Source organism: Rosistilla oblonga, assembly GCF_007751715.1.
GTDB classification, from domain to species: Bacteria; Planctomycetota; Planctomycetia; order Pirellulales; family Pirellulaceae; genus Rosistilla; species Rosistilla oblonga.
The window spans coordinates 3,308,935-3,326,990 of the sequence record NZ_CP036292.1 but is presented as its reverse complement, the minus strand read 5'-3'; the positions used below and the strand labels follow the sequence as shown (position 1 = coordinate 3,326,990).

The following is an 18,056-nucleotide window of genomic DNA, read 5'->3' as shown; positions in this document are numbered from 1 at the left end:
GATGCCCAATTCCGGTCGATATTCTCAAATCCTCCGCGCCTCATCTCTGATCGGCGGTTCACAAGCGGTGAACATGGTCTTTGGTTTGGTAAGAACCAAGTTGATTGCTGTGATGATCGGACCGGCGGGCATTGGGCTCATCGGGGCCTTTCAATCGATAATCGGATTGGCGTCGACACTCGCAGGACTGGGCATTCATCAAAGTGGAGTTCGCGACGTTGCGGTTGCTGCGGGAAAAGACGACCAAGAAAAACTCGGGCGGACGGTCTTAACGCTTCGGCGTGTCTGCTGGCTCAGTGGTCTAATTGGCTTTTCGATTCTCTTTTTCGCTGGACCTTGGATCTGCCACTACACTTTCGAAAACAACCATCACGTCAACTCGATTCGTATCATCGGGCTCACGCTCCTATTAGGCAACATTACTGCAGGACAAGCCGCAATTATCCAAGGCACCAGACGCATCGGTGATATTGCGAGAATCGCGATCATTGGATCGATTTCCTCAACATTCATTTCAGGCATTGCATACTACACACTGGGGATCGATGGGATTGCGCCGGCGATGTTATGCATCTCGATAGCCACACTCACGGTATCGACATTTTACGCGAGACAGGTCGAGGTGCCACAGGTTAACATGACCTGGATGGAGAGCCTCACCTTGGCTGGCGGACTCTTCTCTCTCGGGTTCGCGTTTCTCTGGACAGGTTTGTTAACAACTTTCGTCACCTACCTAACCAATGCGATTGTGGCACGTGAAATTGGCATGGATGCAGTCGGGGTCTACGCCGCAGCATTCACTCTGTCAGGCCTATTTGTGCAATTTGTATTGAAGGCAATGAGTGCGGACTACTACCCCCGCCTGACTCAAGCCTCCAATGACAATGAACAAATGAACGTGCTCATTAACGAGCAGACCGAAATCGGGCTACTGCTAGCATTCCCCGGTTTACTGGCAACGCTTTCACTCGCACCGATTGCTATCCGGGTCCTCTACACTTCGGAGTTCCTGCAGTCTGCGGAACTACTGCGTTGGTTCATCCTCGGATGCATGGGCCGAATCATTTCATGGCCGATGGGCTTCGCGATGCTTGCAAAAGGAAAAGGCGGTCTGTTTGCTTTCGCGCAAACGTTCTTCAATGCTATCCATCTTCTACTAATTGTCGTGGGTGTTCGATGGTTTGGCGTCGCAGGCGTCGCCATCGCCTTCTTTGGTCTGTACGCAATCCACGTTCCTGCAGTGTTGTTCATCACCCGCACCCTCACAGGGTTCATGTGGCACCCACCTGTCCTGGCACTATTTTATTGGATGGCACCTGTTGCAATCGCATGTTTACTCATGAGCCTGTACTTGCCGCGAGAATTCAGTCCTATCCCTTGCATGATGGTGAGCATCGGCAGCGGAGTGCACAGTCTCCGACAACTGATCGTTCGCGTCGGCCCAGGAAATAGAATTGCACAATTCACCACTGGCCTTCCTGGCGGAAAATGGCTACTAAGGGGACTGTAGCCGCACTCCAGGACGGCCGACAATTATCAACGGGACAAACCGGGAGTGTGGGAAGCACACCTTAAATACGTCACAAAACTTCCTGAACGACCAACCGACTAAATAGAGAAGCTTGCGCCTAAACACCTAGCACTTTGCGTACATCACAGTACGCTGCACTTGTGGTGTGTCAATAAAACTCGGCTGAACAGTCAGTCCCCAAAGCTATCCGCAACGATAATCTTGCAGCCATAATTCTCACTCCAACGTAACCTGGCCACAATCCAACACTGGACATGGCCAAAGCTCTCCCAGATCACAGAAGAATTCGCCCAAGAGCGATCACTCAATAAACAAGCATGCCATACTCACTAGCACGCCGTCACCTCATGCATTTCGACATGCCTCAGAAACCTTCCCTCTAATAACGATGTTAACTTGCACTCCGCGCGAGTAAAGCTCATAGTAATGCCCTCTCGTTCAATCTCTAGCTTGCCCCAAGACATGCAGCACTCCAACAACGGAGAACAGCGTATCGCAGACACCATGCCGCTTGATAAAAACCATATAACTTACGTATTTGTTTACGAGCGATGCATCACAGGCGGAGTCGAGACGCTCATGCATCGAATGTGCCAGCAACTTCAGGCACGCGGTCATCACGTAACAATCATTTTGGGCGAAGGGGGTGAGCTAATGGAGCAACTCTCCAACTGCGCAACGATATTGCTTCTCGGCTCACGAAACTATCACAAGCTTGCATTCCCGTTCACAGCAATTCCCGCTGAAGTCACAAAGACTCTATTAACAAGTGACGCAATCGTTGCGTTTTCTGAAACTTCACTATCGATTTCGTACTGCTTATTGCGTCGCCTACGACTTAAAAAGAGACTGCTTGCAGGCGTCTTTAACCCATGGGCATACCATGCCCCGCCCACTAAGAACCATGCATCTAACGTCTTCTGCAACATCCTCCCTGACGAGAACAAACTGTTCATGTCTGAGCATATCCGGCTGTCACATGCCAAAACCCATGACTTGAATCAGCCGGTGGGAAAGACCTGGCCACTCCCCCTAGACGTTGAACGGTATCGCCGAATAGAACGCAAACCAGAACGATTGCGAATCCTGTCGGTAGGCCGCCTGATGAGTTTCAAAACGTACAATCTTTACATGATTGACATCTTAAAACGCCTGAAGTCAGAAGGAGTTCATGCTCATTGGGAAGTCGTGGGAGACGTTGATAAATCCGACAACGAACTTAAATCCGAGATGTGTAAACGGATCGAACTGTCAGGCCTTCGTGACAACGTAACGTTGCACGGCACCCTTGATGAGCATCGAATCATTGAACTACTACAAACCGCAGGCGTTTTTGTTGGAATGGGAACCTCTCTGATTGTCGCTGCCGCTGCAGGTGTTCCCGCCATCCCTGCTATCGTGAACGATTTGAGCAGTTCCACATATGGATGGTTCCACGAGTTGCCGCCTGGATCATGTGGTGAACATGTGGAAGGGACTTCACCCGACATTTCCATTCACAAAATGCTATCAGGAGTTCTTGCAGTGAGCGACACCGAGTATTCGAACTTGTGCTTCCAAGAAAAAGAGGCCGCCATGTTCTTCGATATCAATCGGAGAACCGAACAATTTCTTGAACTGACCAATCAAGCCAAGCTAGCTCCATTAAACCACAAACAATGGGCAGCATACCTACTTAAAAAGTTAGCAAAGAAATCGCGTCTAGACGTCGTCAGGAGACTCTCATAATTGCGAAGCGCCCGATCCTTATATTCCCGCGACCTGCAGAGGGGGGGCAATATCCAGCCAACAAAGATATACCTTGTTCTGCTTATGGCGTACTATCAGAACAGCTGGTTTTCCTCGCAGAGCGAAACCACACTGGCATCCAAATCTAGTTCAAAGTCTTGCTTTCACTCGCTTAACATTCGCAAAATCCACTCACACATAAATCTGAAAGGACTTCGGGATAACGCTTAATCAAACGCTTTGGCAGACTAAAGGAAAAAGCGATTCTGTCCCAATGCGCACTCACTGCGAGTCGCAGCATATAGAGGTAATCAAACCCAACTGTTCCTCTTCCGAGTGGCATAACCTCTAAGATGAGCGCACCAAAGTGATCGCCCAAGTGCCGCGGCTCAAAACCTGAACTTCATTTTGATCCGATATTGAACAGCAACCCGTTTAATAACGGTACAACAACGTCAAAGCCCGTGTGGCCTCTCAGTCAAGCACCGTTGGACGCTGAGCACTATAAAGCACTTTGATAGACAGGATTCCCCTGACATGGCCACCGGTTGACGATGTTTTCTCATCGAACCTCAACACCGCATTTTGGGGGTGGCAACTCTACATCAGCGCCCCGCTGAACCACCTCCAGTTCTTTCAATCATCTGCCTGGTAATCCTGTCTCTCATTCTAGAGTGACGATATCCAATTGGTTGCCAGCTAGCACAACACTTTAATCAAGAATAAATGCTGATGTTCCGGCCTCATGATACGATCGTCCACACGCTTGCACCGCCTTATCAATCTTGTCGCTTACTGTGGAACTCAGTTGCTGACGCGCGAGGTGCCGACATCAGGCACTTGAATCTGACTAAACAGCCTCCGCTCAAAAAATGGGCGAGTGTTTTTGCGAAGAGGGGGAATCGTGAACACGAATCGCCGACCGATCTAGAGGTGTTCGTTCCTCCGGGTGCAAAAAAGTTCTTTTCGCGGCAATTGGCTAAGTATTTGGTCAACACGGCCAAGCAACTAGGCATGGAACACAGGAGGCAGTACTTCGTTGTAACGATGCCATATCTTTCCGACACCGTTGACTTTTTGCCAGAAAATTCAACACTAATCTACAATGTTGTTGATGACTACATTGAAAGCGTCCGCTCTGACTACCTTGTCAATCACGCACACTTCACCCTTGCTGTCTCATCGGCTTTGACACAAAAACTGAAGCTACGTCACCCTCAATGCTCCGAACGTATCCACCATGTCCCGAATGGGACCACTCCAGATTTCCTCAATCCATTAACTAAAATCCCCAACGATCAAAAACTCGTCGTTGGCTACCTGGGATCAATTGACAATCGCGTGGACTGGAATCTAGTACACGCGGTGTGTTCGCATTTTGGGCAACAAATCGCATTGCGGTTCTATGGGCCGCCACCCAACGGAAAAGATCGAATGGAGCTAAAAAGGCTCGAGAACAGCTTTTCCAATTTTAAGTTCCTCGGAAAAGTTGCGTTGGATGGTGTGCCGAAAACCATCAGCGAATTTGACATTGCAATCATTCCGGAGCCTAATCGTGAGTTCAACCGAATGGGCTGCCCCCAAAAACTTTGGAACCATCTTGCGATAGGTGCGCCCATTGTATCAACGCGAGTCCCTGAACAAATGCGATTCCCGGATGCCATCTATTTCGGGGACAATCCAGGCGACTATGTTCTTGCAATGAAGAAGGCTATTCAAGAAGTCAAATCGAGAGATACCAGTAAAAGGCAGCTCCGAAAAACAATTGCGGCACGGCACCTCTGGTCCAATATTGGAAAGCATGCCGCATGGGTTCTTGACCCATGCGGCCTCAAAAAAACGTAGTTCGCAACCACCGCTAGTGTGTCTGCATTTAGTAATTACCTTCCACTCTTGATTCCCATAGCTCTCGAATCATGCGTCGGCATGGCGATTCTATTCAATCTCTAACTCAACAATGAGGGCGACCTCCCATTATGACAGACCACATCAGACCTCTCATTGTTTTCGGAACTCGTCCAGAAGCAATCAAGATGGCTCCAATTGTTTCTGAGTGCTACCGTCGGAACGAAACACTGGCCCCTATTGTATGCTTGACCGGACAACATCGTGAAATGGTTGACCAAGTGGTTTCGTACTTCGGCATAAGTGTTGATTCCAACCTCGACTTAATGTCAACGAATCAGACGCTAGCAAGCCTTACGTCACGCTGCATCGAAGGTATCGATGCCCTAATCAGCAAGTACACCCCAAACTGCATTGTGATTCAAGGAGACACGACCACGGTCATGGCGACGGCGATCGCCGCATTTTACCGATCCATCAAAGTGGTTCATGTTGAGGCTGGCCTAAGAACAGGGAATATTCACTCGCCCTGGCCAGAGGAGTTCAATCGACGCATCGCGAGTCTGGCGACCACGATTCATTGTGCCCCAACAGTTCGAGCTGAACGCTCGCTTCTAGCGGAGGGCATCCCCAAATCCCAAGTCCATGTCACTGGCAATACGGTTGTGGACGCATTGCTTCAAACCGTTGAAAGAGAACGTCTCAATTCAAGCATCTGGGACGAGAAATACTCCATGATTGGGGACCGTCGAATGGTCCTCGTTACTGCTCATCGCAGGGAGAGCTTTGGAGATGGCATGGAGTCGATCTGTAACGCGATTTTTGCGATTTCTCGTGATTTCCCCGAATGCGAGTTCATCTTCCCTGTTCATCTAAATCCAAATGTCCAGGAACCGGTGAATCGAATCATTGGTGCCTCTCCCAACGTCCATCTCGTGGCCCCCGCAACGTATCCAGAATTTGTCTGGTTGATGGACCGCTGCGATTTCGTACTCACAGACTCGGGTGGAGTTCAAGAAGAAGCGCCGTCGCTCGAGAAAGAAGTTTTGGTAATGCGAGAGACGACCGAACGACCAGAAGCAGTCGAATCTGGACTTGCCAGGCTGATCGGAACCTCGGCTCGTGCAATCATCAGTGAATCAAGTCGATTGCTGAAACGAACGCGAGGGGCACACCAAGTTGCCCCAGCCACAAACCCGTATGGTGACGGCAAAGCAGCTAGCCGCATCGTGGATTTGATAGCCCGGTGTTGCTAGAAACGCGGGACATCGCTTCCTTGGGGCCGCATTCAGCGCGAAACGCCAGCGATTTCCAATACGATTCGACCATCAACATCGTCATCCACTAGAACGAGCAGTCCCTCCCTTCCAGATCAAGACAAAAACACTTACGTCTCGGTGCTGATTGCTTCAGGTAAGTACCAACAATTCCTTCGCCCGGGTGCACCGTAACCGTTGGATGAGCGTCACTCAGTTAGAAGGATGCAAGCCAAGCTACAACACTCGCCGCCAGCGACACGTTCACAATAATGCAAAGAAAAACTGGTAACCGCGTTCCCCTGCACTACGCTGCCTGTCAGATGCCTCTCACCTGCACAGAGTCGTTCCCAGGTGCTAACTAATATGAGATGAATCTCTCTAAATCGGACGCAACGGGCAGAAACCCTCAAGAGCCCCCTGAACGCGTGTTTAAAGTACACCTAGACCAGTACTAGCGGTTGCTAGATTCGGCTGGACCAATCGTTGCGGATTTCCGCGGTTGCTCGATCGAAAGAACAAAGTTATCAGCAAACTATTCAAGCGAATCGCTTCACGCGGGTCTGCGTGGACACTTCCATTTGAGTTCATTGCGGGTGCGGGGCGTTTTATTCGGCGTAAAACCTCTCTCACATTGTGGCGTTTGCGTGGGATAACAATGGGGCGGTACGGCCACCTCGGCCCGGGAGTTCGGTGCGCGGATCCGAAGTCGGTCACGATGGGTATAAAAGTCGTACTCGGGGGCGGAGTTCGCCTTGCAACCGAAACCTATCAGGGGAGGCTTTGGATTGGTGATGGCGTGGAAATTGGACGTCACACCATTTTGGACTATTCAGGTGACCTGACAATTGAAGACGGTGCCTTGGTCTCAGAAGGTTCCATCCTTTACACCCACGATCACGGGTACGACCCTCGTTCCAAACCGACGGCCACCCCTCTGGTCCTGAAACGCAATTGTTGGATCGGTAGCCGAGCGATCGTCCTCCCCTCGGTCAACTATATCGGCGAAAACGCAATCATCGGCAGTGGAGCCGTCGTTACCAAAGACGTTCCCGATGGACATGTCTACGTTGCAGGTCCAGGGCGACTCCTGAAACGCAAGGATCTAAACTAACTCCATGCACATTGCTTACATTGATCGATCGGGAGCTCATGCGATCTGGCGATTGATGGATGCCACGGCACTCAGCATGATCGCGGATTCCCATCGCGCAACCTATGTTAAAATGCGCGACGGGCGACAAAGACCTGCATTGCCGCCCCCGACAGGTGTATCGGAACAAAACATCGATGTTCCCGCATCCCGATTTCCTTCCGATCCACGCTCGACCTTATCTTTCAAGCATCAGTTCCGGTCGTGGTGCCAAAAAGCCGCCCCACAGATCGTTCACACGAACTTTTGCGTTCCAGGAAGCTTGGCTCGCAAGATCGCGAAGCGGCAGTTTCAGATTCCCGTGGTTACGACTTGCCACGAGATGTTTGACTCGATGAACCCGTTACTGCGATGGGGCGTCCGGCGGACGGAAAAATACGCCGATGCGATTGTGTATATCTCACAAGGTGTCGCTCAGTCCTATCGCCCCGATTTCGATCCCGACCAACACGGGGTCGATCGCAACGATCCAAGACACCGCCTGATCTACAACGGCATCGACGTCGAACACATCCAAGCAGTGGTCAAGCAAGCTCAACAAACCTCCGCTCAGAATCGGCCAACGAGCGGACCGGTTCTGCTGTCGGTCGGCCGTCTGGTTCCTGAAAAAGGACACGGGACGGTAATCGCGGCTTTGCCTGATTTAGTTCGGCGTCACCCTGAATTGAAATACGTGATCCTGGGCGAGGGCCCGAATCGTAATGCACTCTTGCAGCAAGCGGAATCAATGGGCGTTGCCCAGCACCTTGACTTGCCCGGCTGGGTGGACCACAACGAAGCCATCCACCAGATGGTTGCTGCAGATTGCGTAATCATGCCGTCGCATTCCGTTCAAGAAGGATTTGGGCTGGCGTTCGCTGAGGCGATGCTGTGCGAGACCCCGATCGTCACCAGTCGGATCCCCGTCTTTGAAGAAGTGGCAGGGGGAGAATCGGACGTGTTGCGGTTCTTCACGGAAGGCGACTCCCAATCTCTCGGCGATCAAGTCCAGTCGATTTTGGCTGGAACAAATGAGCGCAAAGATTTTCAACCACTGGTCGATCGCGTCGCTGAGAAGTTTGATGTCAAACGCATGGCACACGCCTACGCGGATCTGTACCGACAGTTGCGTCTACGATAGCTTGGTAAAGACGCAGCTTCGCAGAGGCCATTGACTTTTAAATAAGCCACTTCAATAGGGAGAATCTGAAGAAAGAATCCCGCGGGAGATCCAAACGTCACGTGTGCACTAGACTGCCGCGAAGAAAGCAGTTGATCGAACGCAGCCAGCGTTCCAAACGCGTAATCGGTGATCAAAGTCTATCGCCTAGCTTCAGCATTGCCTTATTCACTCTAGGTTAATCCACAACCATGCTTCCCTCCTTTTTGATCATCGGATCGATGAAATCCGGGACCACGACGCTATATAGCGATCTAGCGACCCATCCCAAGATTTGGCTGCCAGAAGTCAAAGAGCCCGATGGATTGCTGCCGCAAAACTACAGCGATTCAAGGCGTTGGGCGAAATATCAATCGCTATTTACTCCTTGTCCCAACGGAATGCTTACGGGCGAGGCTTCCACAAGTTACACCAAACTCCCCACCTACCAAGGCGTGCCAGAGAACGCTCGAGCACTGCTTGGCGAACAACTTCGGGTCATTTATCTGGTTAGAGATCCAATTGCCCGGGCTGTTAGTCATCACGACTTCCTCTACCGATTAGGGCACATGCCCCAATCAGCGGATCAAACGCTCGTGCACGACCGCACTCTCGTTGAATACAGCAACTACCAGATGCAACTCGGCGCTTGGTTGAAAGTGCTTCCACGGGAACAAATTGCCGTGATACCTTTTGAGGAGTACATCACAAATCGCGAGGGTGTTTTCGCTCGTACTTGTCGTTTCCTAAACATCGAAGCAACCCCACTGCAACACGGTCAGGTGGCCAAAAACCAATCGAATCAACTAAAACCACTTCCCTCGCCACTGCGAGTGATACGAGATAGCAAAGCCTATCTTTGGCTCCACGAGAAATTGCCGGGCTCGAAACGATCCAAAATGGCCTGGATTCGCAATCGTATTCCTTCATTCTCAAAGCCCTTGTCGATCCCCTTTTCGGCCGAAGGGGAAAAGCAGATCGCAGATGAGTTACTTGTTCCGATAACAGAGTTCTGTCAAGAATGGAATCTCCCAACCACACTTTGGCCACGGCTATTTTCGCATGACAACACCCGAACTACATAATGCGATCTAGGAAGACATCGGCCTTAGGTGGGCCACCTAATTGCAAAGAAGTGCTCGACCGAGTAGTTACCAACGATAACCTGTGGTAAAAAGCGGAACGAGCAAGACGTGGGGATCAGCCACTGACGACTTGTCTAGCCCGAAAATCCTTCTCCAACATTACATCCTTCAGTCTAGCCCCGACTTCGCTAAATGCCGCGGCGACCGGGAGCTAGCGAGATGCAGTAGAATGGGTTTGGCATGCTCTCCAATTCCTGAACTACACGTTCTGAAAATCTAAAGCGAGTCCTGGCTGAGGATTTTTCATTAGCAAGAAACGACATTCCCTACCCTATGCTCGTAAGTCTTTCCCGGGGCTTCATTCTAATAGGGTCGCCGCTGTCAAATCTGGAACTTGATGACCTCCAACGCCTGTCGTTGGGAATTTCCCTCGAGTTGATCGCGATCTGCGTCATCGTTTCGATCGGTGTTCACGGTCTATCGCTTCCCCACTACCGAAATTTCCTGGATTCCCGTGGAATGGTTTATATTGGAACGCTTTCATACAGCCTGTATGTCTACAACATGCTGGTCCTGGATCCCGGCACGGTTCGTTGGGGACGGCTCAAAAATTAAATCCCTGAATCCCTGCTAGAATGAACAAGCGGGGCTTCGGGGATCTAACGGCAAGGAGTCGGTCATGATTGGGTATAGCGAATCTATCGAATCGAAAATGCGACACCTATATGAGTCGCTCAACGAAAAGGACCGTCGGCGGTACGCGGCAATCGAGGCGGAAAAACTTCCGCATGGCGGAACGGAATACATCGCGAAACTGTTTGACTGCGATCCTAAAACCATCCGACATGGCAGTCGCGACATCGAAGCGTTGCCTTTTGATGAGGCAAAACGACGGGTCCGAAAAAAGGGGCGGGCAGGCCGAATGCTAGCTGCTCGCAGCCGGGCCTCCTCGACGCGATCCGAAAAGAGATCGAAACTGAAACAGCTGGCTCGCCAGTGACTCCGGGCGAGCTTTGGACGAATCGCTCATGCCGTGATCTGTCCAAGATCATTGAAGAGCTCGGCTTCGTAGTATCGCCCAACACGATCGATCGTCTGCTCCGCGAAGAGCTTGGGTTGGGTAGGCGACAAGCACTCAAGGACGTTGCAATTGGCAGTGCACCCGACCGTGATGCCCAGTTCCAGCGGATCGCCGAACTCCGTAGGCACTACCATATGCGCGATTGGCCCATCATTAGTATCGATACAAAAAAGAAGGAAATGCTCGGCAATTTCCATCGTCAGGGCGTCTGCCGAACCAGTGGACGCGTCCACACCTTCGACCATGACTTCCCATCTGCCGGCGAAGGGAAAGTGATCCCCTACGGAGTATACGACGTGAGGACGAACGCAGCCTTGATGACGCTCACGCGTGGATCGGACACGGGCGAACTGGTGGGAGATTCGATTCGCATGTGGTGGAACCGGATGGGGAGGTATCGTTACGATGGAGCCAAGCAAATGTTGATACTGGCCGACAGCGGCGGCAGCAATGGTTGCCGCGTGCGGCTATTCCATGAACAACTCTGGAAGATATCAGAGCACTTGGGGATCACGCTTCGCGTCGCACACCTCCCGTCCTATTGCTCGAAATACAACCCCATCGACCACCGCTTGTTCTGCCATGTTACCAGGTCACTCAAAGGCGTGGTGTTTCACAGCATAGGAGCGATTCGCAACGCGGCATCTCGAACAGCCACGAGCACGGGGCTGCAGGTTAAAGTAGCAATTTTGAAACGGATTTATCGGCGTGGAGTACAGGCGACCGAGCGATTCTTAAACGGAGATTATATCCGGCACGACGCCGAGCTCCCAAAGTACAATTACACCACAACGGGCTAACCCCGTCCCGGGAATTAATTTCTGAGCCGTCCCTTGGTACCCCCAGTTCCCGCTCAATTTCCTTTTGCTGAGTTTCGCAGCGATGGCGTCTTATCATTCGCTTGAACAACCGATCCTACAGTTGCGAAAATACTTTCGACCTTCGTAGACGGTTGAAAACCGCGGAAATGGAGACCACCAATGCCTGAAAAAGACATTCCTGAACCCTCTCGTTCGACGCCCACCTCTTTCACTTCGACGCTCGATGACGAAGTAATGGACAGACCAAAGCAGGCACAACTCAATTCCATTCAGGCAATGAGAGGAGTCGCGGCAATACTTGTCGTAGTAAGCCATATCATATTGTCTCTTCGTCCACAAATCCGGCACGCCGACATCAAGCCACCCGAGTGGCTACAACACGGCTTTAATGTTGGAGCTTGCGGAGTTGACCTGTTCTTCATCATCAGTGGCTTCATCATCGTCTATGTCACGTCTCGTTCGAAATCAGGTTTGCTAGGTTGCAGGGACTTTGTGATTAAACGGCTGATCCGCATCTACCCGACCTACTGGTTCTTCTTGTTGTTTTCGATCGGGGGGCTTGTTATCCGCGCGCAACTTTCGTCCGAAATGTATGCGGGGGACCGGTTTCCAATCGCAATCCCTTGGATTATCCGGTCGATTTTTCTCTTCCCTGCCTATAAGCCAGGTGGATCGCAAGATTTTGGTCCCCTCTTGGGTCCCGGGTGGACCTTGTCCTTTGAGCTATTCTTCTATGCTGTGTTTGCCGTCTGCTTGTGTACAATCCGTTCCACAAAACTGCGGGCACAGTCGGTGGCTGCGATAAGCGTCACACTCGGATGCCTGGGGACTATATTTGCAGATCAACTCATTGAAATTCCAGTGCTCCGGATGGTCACACATCCCCTACTGTTTGAATTTGCATTTGGCTGTTTGCTTGCAACGCAATGCGAGCGACTTGCAAAACTACGTTTTTCCGTTTCGGTTTCCCTGGTAAGTGTCGGCCTCGGATTGCTTGTCTTTGACCATATCTATCAACTGCATCCTGGGAAACTCGGACTGACTCGACCAATCATCTACGGAGTACCTTGTGGGCTTTTGTTTACAGGGATTGTAAGTGCGGAACTGCGTGGAATGCTAAACGTTCACAGATGGTTAATCGCAATCGGTGATGCATCGTACGCAACCTATCTTTCACATTCCGCGATAACATTAAAGGTGTTGGGCATCGCGTGGTTAACAACAGGCTTTTACCACCAAACTCCGTTGCTCGTCGTCCTACTTTTGAATTTGGCCGCCTGTTTGGTTGTTGGACAACTATTCTATTACCTTGTTGAAATCCGCATGATCAACGGCCTTCGTGCTTGGTGTCTTCCCATGCGAGCATCGCCATCAAATGTTTCATCACCAAGCTCACCAAATGAATCCGCACCAGCGAGCGCTCACAATGGATAGACGTAACACACCTAGAGTGAGTGCGATCATCACCGTTTACAACGAACAGCAATGGATCCGCAGCGCGGTCGAGAGTCTGCTCAATCAATCTTTGGCGGACATCGAGGTCCTGGTGCTGGACGACGGTAGCGACGACGACACCCCCGCGATCCTGGACTCATTCGATGACGACCGCTTGAAAATTGTCCGCTGTGGTCGATTGGGACGGGCCGCGGCACTGGCCCAAGCCGTCAAACTGGCCACCGGGCGATACATAGCCAACCTCGACGCCGACGATGAGGCGTATCCCGATCGGCTTGCCGCCCAAGCCGAATTCCTCGATTCCCACCCCGACCACGCCTGGGTTGGAGGAGGTGAAGATCGCGAGGATACCCAACGCGATGAACACTACGTTCGCCTGTATCCAGAAACAGACGAAGCCATTCGGCGGATGGCAGTAAAATGTATTCCTTACTGCCATAGCGCAATTACTTTCCGGCGTGACGTACTCGACGAAGGCCTAAACTACGATCCCAAACAGCCCTTTTTGATCGACTTTGAATTTTTCTTGCGGGTCGCGACAAAACACAAGGTAGCAAATCTTCAGATTCCCGTCGTAAAACGACGTGCCCATGCAAAAAGCTTTTTTCAGAGATCGTTCAGCGTTTCGGCACAAAATAAAGAACTCTCGCGATTGTGTCGGGTCGCCCGTCGACAGTTTGGACTGCCAACCTGGATGGAGTGTTATCCGTTGGCACGCACCGTCTACCCTATGCTTCCCAACCGTTTGAAAAACGGATTACGCAAGTCGCTTGGATTAGGTGAGACGGCGGTTCCAGAATCAAAAACTTGTCCACCACGGCGTGTAAAACACAATTGATTCGCCGAACCGGTTAACATGCGTTGCCTCCGCAACTCATTTAAGCTCCGTATCCATGCGATTCTCCGTAAACATTACTCACGATAGTCGTTGGAAAACACAAGAAGCTTGCCATTGCTTCGAAAGTGGAAATTAGCGTGCTCGACGATAATCTGCTTCTTGTCTTGTTGGCCGTTGGCATTGTCAGCGCAGCGTGTGTCGCGATAAACGCGCGACGTCCGATCGTCTTTCTATACGCAGCGATTTTCTGCACCGCAATTTTAAAGACACCACACCTGCCTGTCGTACGTGAAAAATTCGCCGCAACCGAAGTTTTCATGCTGCTCACCTGGCTGTTTGCATACCAACTGCCTCGGTTACATCGACACCTTCCAAGTGACCGCGTGGTGAAACCTCTAGCCATTGCGTTTGTTCTTTCTTGCATCGTCTCTGGCATGATTGGACTTGCGAGCGTTCCAGCGACGACGATCGACATGCCCCGAGTGTACGCCGGTGTGTTTGTGGAGATCGCAAACTATATCTACGGAGTCCTTATTGTATTAACCGTCATTCGTGCCATCGATCGATGGGAGCGTTTAACGGGGGCTGTTTTTGCCTGGATACTTGGGATGACGGTTGCATCACTTGTCGGCGCGCTCGCCACAGTTCATCTTGCCCCGGGATTCGCCTACGAAGAAGGGACGCGGCGAATCTGTTCAACGCTCCGGAACGAAAACCAAGTTCCGTCGATGATCTTGCCGTTGATCACGCTGCCGATCATGGCTTCCGCCCATCGCCACCTGGGGTTATTGCCGCGTGTAGCCATGCTGGGACTGACTGGCATGGCATTTTTAACCGCTCTTGGTACTGGCAGCCGAACGGCGGTCTTGATGTTGGTCCTAGCCGCAGTTGCGCTGGGTCTCATGCTAACTCAAGACAGCAAAGCGAGACTATTGTTCAATCTTGGGCAACTCCGCTCATTTGCCTTCTTTTTTGCGATTGCTGTCGTTAGCTATTTTGTCGTTGCTTGGGCTGCATATGACGGAAATTATTCATTGATGCGCACTCCATCCTGGCAGCGACCGGCAGCGCTATTGATCGAAGCGTACACTGGAAAACGCGATCTCGACAATACGCGTCCGCAACAGATTAGAGTTGCCATGGAACAATTTTGGAAGACTCCAGTTTTCGGGACTGGCCCCAAGTTGGGTGCGAGAGTCGCCCAAACCCACGGGGAAGTACACAACACCTACTTTAGCCTGTTACTCGAAACCGGAATTGTTGGTCTCTTACTGCACTTAGCGCTGCTGTTTCAGGCTGCTCGTTTTTGTTGGATCGCCGTTCAGCGGTGCCCTTTTCACTGGTACCGCATGATGGGGAAGGCGCTGTTGATCGGGCTGGTTTTATTGGTGCTTTACAACAACACCATGCTTGGGCTGCGGCAGCGAAACATCTGGTTTCTTGTTGGATTCATGTTCGCCTACGGGAATCTTGTCATGCTAAAGGTACCTCCGCCGCGAACACTAAAGCTGCCGTTTTGGCTAAAACCGTGGACCCCCTTCTTCGTTGATCATTCGGGCTACCAGCGGCCAACAGCGGCGTCCAATTCATGAACAGTCCCAATCACGCCCAAGTTTTATTCGTCGAAAGCTATCCCCAAGTGATTGCGGGTCAGCAGCGGACTTTACTGTCGCTGTTATCGCAGTGGGATTCCAAGCTGGCTGATGCCGTCGTGATGACGCCTGGAGGTGGCGTTTATGTCGACAAGCTGCGTTCCTTGGATCATCTGGTGTGGGAGTTTCCCCAACCTGCGAGATTAAGCCGGTATGGGGGAGCGATCTACGACGATGGATTCGTTGGCAAGTTGCGGAACGGTACTCAAGGCGTTGCTTATCTGCGGCAACTCCGAAAAGCGCTCCAAGACAAAGATGTCCGGGCGGTTTTCTGCAACGACATGCGTGGCTTGTTAACAGTGGGTGTGGCAGCGCGCAGCCTGGGCATCCCGGTGATGATCTGGGACAAACTGGACAAACCGCACGGATGGTTGGACAGGATCGAACTACCGTTAGTCAATCGCGTTGCGATTATCTCCGAAGCGGTTCTTTCCAAGTTTTCTTCCCGCCAGTGCCAGCGGTATCGAGACAAGATAAGTCTCGTCCCTAATGGTGCCGACTTGACGCAGTTCGATGGAGTTCCTGCGGATCGAGCGAGGTTTGAGATTTCTTCGGATCAAATTGCCATCGGGCTGGTCGGCACCGTCTGCCACCGTAAGGCGCAGGACCGCGTGCTCAAGATTCTGCCACAATTGCTCCAGACGCTCCCTAACGCAGTTGTCTTGATCGCAGGCTCCTGGACGGACAGCGAAGAGGACAGGCAATATTTCGAGAGCTTGCCGTTTCGTGACCATCCCCAAGTCCGCTTCTTGGGGCAACGCTCCGATATCCCAACCCTGATGCAAAGCCTGGACATTTTTGTCCTTGCATCACGTTATGAAGGTATGGGGCAAGTCACCGCAGAAGCGATGGCGTGTCGGTTGCCCGTCGTTGGAGCGCGTGCGGGAGGCATCCCCGAGGTAGTCGTCGATGGTGAAACAGGATTGATCTTCGATGGTGATTCACCCGACCATCTGTTGGAGTGTCTTGCGCGTTTGGGAAGTGATGCAGACTTGCGCAAACAGATGGGGAACAAAGGGCGACTGAGGGTAGAGCGTGAATACAACCGCCCCGTACAAATGCAAAAAATCTGCAAGTTGTTGGAAGACTTAGTCCATTGAAACATTCCGGTTCCGCCACAAACGAAGTCTCCCCCGTGATTAAAATTGCGCACCTGCAATTGCTACCGCTTTTGAGTGGTGTTCAGAGAGTGACGTTGCAGGAGTTGACCTCGTTGGCTCCCGACACTTACAGACGAACCCTGATCTGCCAAACGACGGGCCCACTGACCGAATTGGCCGTAAAGGAAGGAATTCGCTGCGAAACCGTACCGACCTTGACCCGTCCGATATCTCCATGGAACGACCTCCGCTCGCTGTTGCGGCTGTGGCGACTAATGCGATCCGAAAAGTTCGATATCGTACACACACACTCATCGAAGACCGGGGTCCTGGGACGATTGGCTGCACGGTGTGCAGGGACGGAAGTGATCGCACACACGGTCCACGGATTCGCCTTTCCTGCGGAGAAATCTCGTTGGAAGCGTAAACTGTATGCGTGGATGGAATATGTCGGCGGGAAGTGCTGCGACGTAGTCATCTGCTTGAATTCGAATGACCTCCGTATCGCCGAAAACTTAGGAATCTCCAGGCGAAAACTGAAGCTACTGCCGAACGGTGTCGACCTATCACTCTTCGCGCCGATTTCCAGTTCCCAACGCGACGCACTTCGTGCGAGACTCAATCTTCCATCGGATCAACCGATCGCTGTGATGGTTGGGCGGCTATGGCCGCAAAAAGCTCCGCTGACATTTGTCCGCGCGGCGATCGATTTAGTTGCGAAACACGACGAAGCCCACTTTGTCCTTGTAGGTGATGGCGAGTTGAGGCCAGAGGTGGAAGCAGCAATAGACAAGGCTGGAGCGGGCGATCGCATCCATCTGCTTGGGTGGCGTGACGACGTGGCGGAACTACTTCCTGCTTTTGACGTATTCGTGCTGCCGTCACTCTGGGAAGGGATGCCGTTGGCAATCCTTGAAGCCTTAGCGTGTGGCCTGCCAGCGATTGTCTCCGACATCCCGGGGAATCGCGACCTCGTCAATGATCGCGAGGACGGCCTCACCTTTCCAACCGGCGATGTGAAAGCTCTCGCGGAGTGTCTCCAGTCGCTGCTATTCGACAGTTGTAAACGGCAGCAGATGGGCTCTGCAGCCCGCAGGAAGGTTGAAATGTCGTTCAACCTATCGACGCGAATCGAGAAACTCTTGGAGGTCTATTCATCGATCTCCTGCAGAGGTGATCAGAGCCCACAAGCACAGCCCCCCAGCACCGCCGGCGGGTGAGATAGCAGCATTCGATAGAGCCAGTGGGCTCGCTGCCCCCCCAACTCCGAATACCGTAACGGTTTCGGTAAACTCTGGCGCGAATTTGCCGTGTGGAATCACAGATCGCTCGCTGGAGCGAAGCCTCGCAGATCAGCAACGCCTCCTCCAACG

General features: G+C 51.9%; 14 protein-coding genes. All 14 read left to right on the top strand.

The window, feature by feature from the left end:
• Position 1: 1 nt before the first annotated feature.
• Positions 2 to 1,510, top strand: coding sequence for an O-antigen translocase (locus CA51_RS11810; protein WP_145120790.1), 1,509 nt, complete (start codon positions 2 to 4; stop codon positions 1,508 to 1,510).
• A gap of 483 nt (positions 1,511 to 1,993) precedes the next feature.
• Positions 1,994 to 3,259: a glycosyltransferase family 4 protein gene (locus tag CA51_RS11805; protein WP_197451772.1), complete on the top strand. Its 1,266-nt coding sequence runs from the start codon at positions 1,994 to 1,996 to the stop codon at positions 3,257 to 3,259.
• Positions 3,260 to 3,991: 732 nt separating this feature from the next.
• Positions 3,992 to 5,104, top strand: a complete 1,113-nt coding sequence (locus CA51_RS11800) for a glycosyltransferase (protein ID WP_197451771.1) — start codon at positions 3,992 to 3,994, stop codon at positions 5,102 to 5,104.
• A 131-nt stretch (positions 5,105 to 5,235) separates the two neighbouring features.
• A complete protein-coding gene (gene wecB, locus CA51_RS11795) occupies positions 5,236 to 6,360 on the top strand; it encodes a non-hydrolyzing UDP-N-acetylglucosamine 2-epimerase (RefSeq protein ID WP_145120784.1) in 1,125 nt (374 codons plus the stop codon).
• 799 nt (positions 6,361 to 7,159) lie between these two features.
• Positions 7,160 to 7,474, top strand: coding sequence for an acyltransferase (locus CA51_RS25830; RefSeq protein ID WP_197451770.1), 315 nt, complete (start codon positions 7,160 to 7,162; stop codon positions 7,472 to 7,474).
• Positions 7,475 to 7,529: 55 nt separating this feature from the next.
• A complete protein-coding gene (locus tag CA51_RS11785; RefSeq protein ID WP_197451769.1) occupies positions 7,530 to 8,633 on the top strand; it encodes a glycosyltransferase family 4 protein in 1,104 nt (367 codons plus the stop codon).
• A gap of 230 nt (positions 8,634 to 8,863) precedes the next feature.
• Positions 8,864 to 9,736: a sulfotransferase family protein gene (locus tag CA51_RS11780; RefSeq protein WP_145120778.1), complete on the top strand. Its 873-nt coding sequence runs from the start codon at positions 8,864 to 8,866 to the stop codon at positions 9,734 to 9,736.
• Between the two features lie 417 nt (positions 9,737 to 10,153).
• Positions 10,154 to 10,351 (top strand): hypothetical protein, encoded by a 198-nt coding sequence (locus CA51_RS26145; RefSeq protein ID WP_231746139.1) that lies wholly within the window; start codon positions 10,154 to 10,156, stop codon positions 10,349 to 10,351.
• Positions 10,352 to 10,693: 342 nt separating this feature from the next.
• Positions 10,694 to 11,617, top strand: a complete 924-nt coding sequence (locus CA51_RS11770) for an ISAzo13 family transposase (protein WP_231746185.1) — start codon at positions 10,694 to 10,696, stop codon at positions 11,615 to 11,617.
• A 180-nt stretch (positions 11,618 to 11,797) separates the two neighbouring features.
• A complete protein-coding gene (locus CA51_RS11765; protein WP_145120774.1) occupies positions 11,798 to 13,072 on the top strand; it encodes an acyltransferase family protein in 1,275 nt (424 codons plus the stop codon).
• Positions 13,038 to 13,931: a glycosyltransferase family 2 protein gene (locus CA51_RS11760; protein ID WP_197451768.1), complete on the top strand. Its 894-nt coding sequence runs from the start codon at positions 13,038 to 13,040 to the stop codon at positions 13,929 to 13,931. Before CA51_RS11765 ends, CA51_RS11760 begins: the two co-directional genes overlap by 35 nt.
• Positions 13,932 to 14,068: 137 nt before the next feature.
• The gene (locus tag CA51_RS11755) at positions 14,069 to 15,523 is read left to right on the top strand and encodes an O-antigen ligase family protein (protein ID WP_145120771.1); all 1,455 of its coding nucleotides are present in this window, start codon (positions 14,069 to 14,071) and stop codon (positions 15,521 to 15,523) included.
• Positions 15,520 to 16,683: a glycosyltransferase family 4 protein gene (locus CA51_RS11750; RefSeq protein WP_145120769.1), complete on the top strand. Its 1,164-nt coding sequence runs from the start codon at positions 15,520 to 15,522 to the stop codon at positions 16,681 to 16,683. The genes CA51_RS11755 and CA51_RS11750 overlap by 4 nt, the downstream gene beginning before the upstream one ends.
• A 35-nt stretch (positions 16,684 to 16,718) precedes the next feature.
• Positions 16,719 to 17,903 carry a glycosyltransferase family 4 protein gene (locus CA51_RS11745; RefSeq protein WP_197451767.1) on the top strand — a complete coding sequence of 395 codons (1,185 nt, stop codon included), beginning with the start codon at positions 16,719 to 16,721 and terminating at the stop codon, positions 17,901 to 17,903.
• Positions 17,904 to 18,056: the final 153 nt, after the last annotated feature.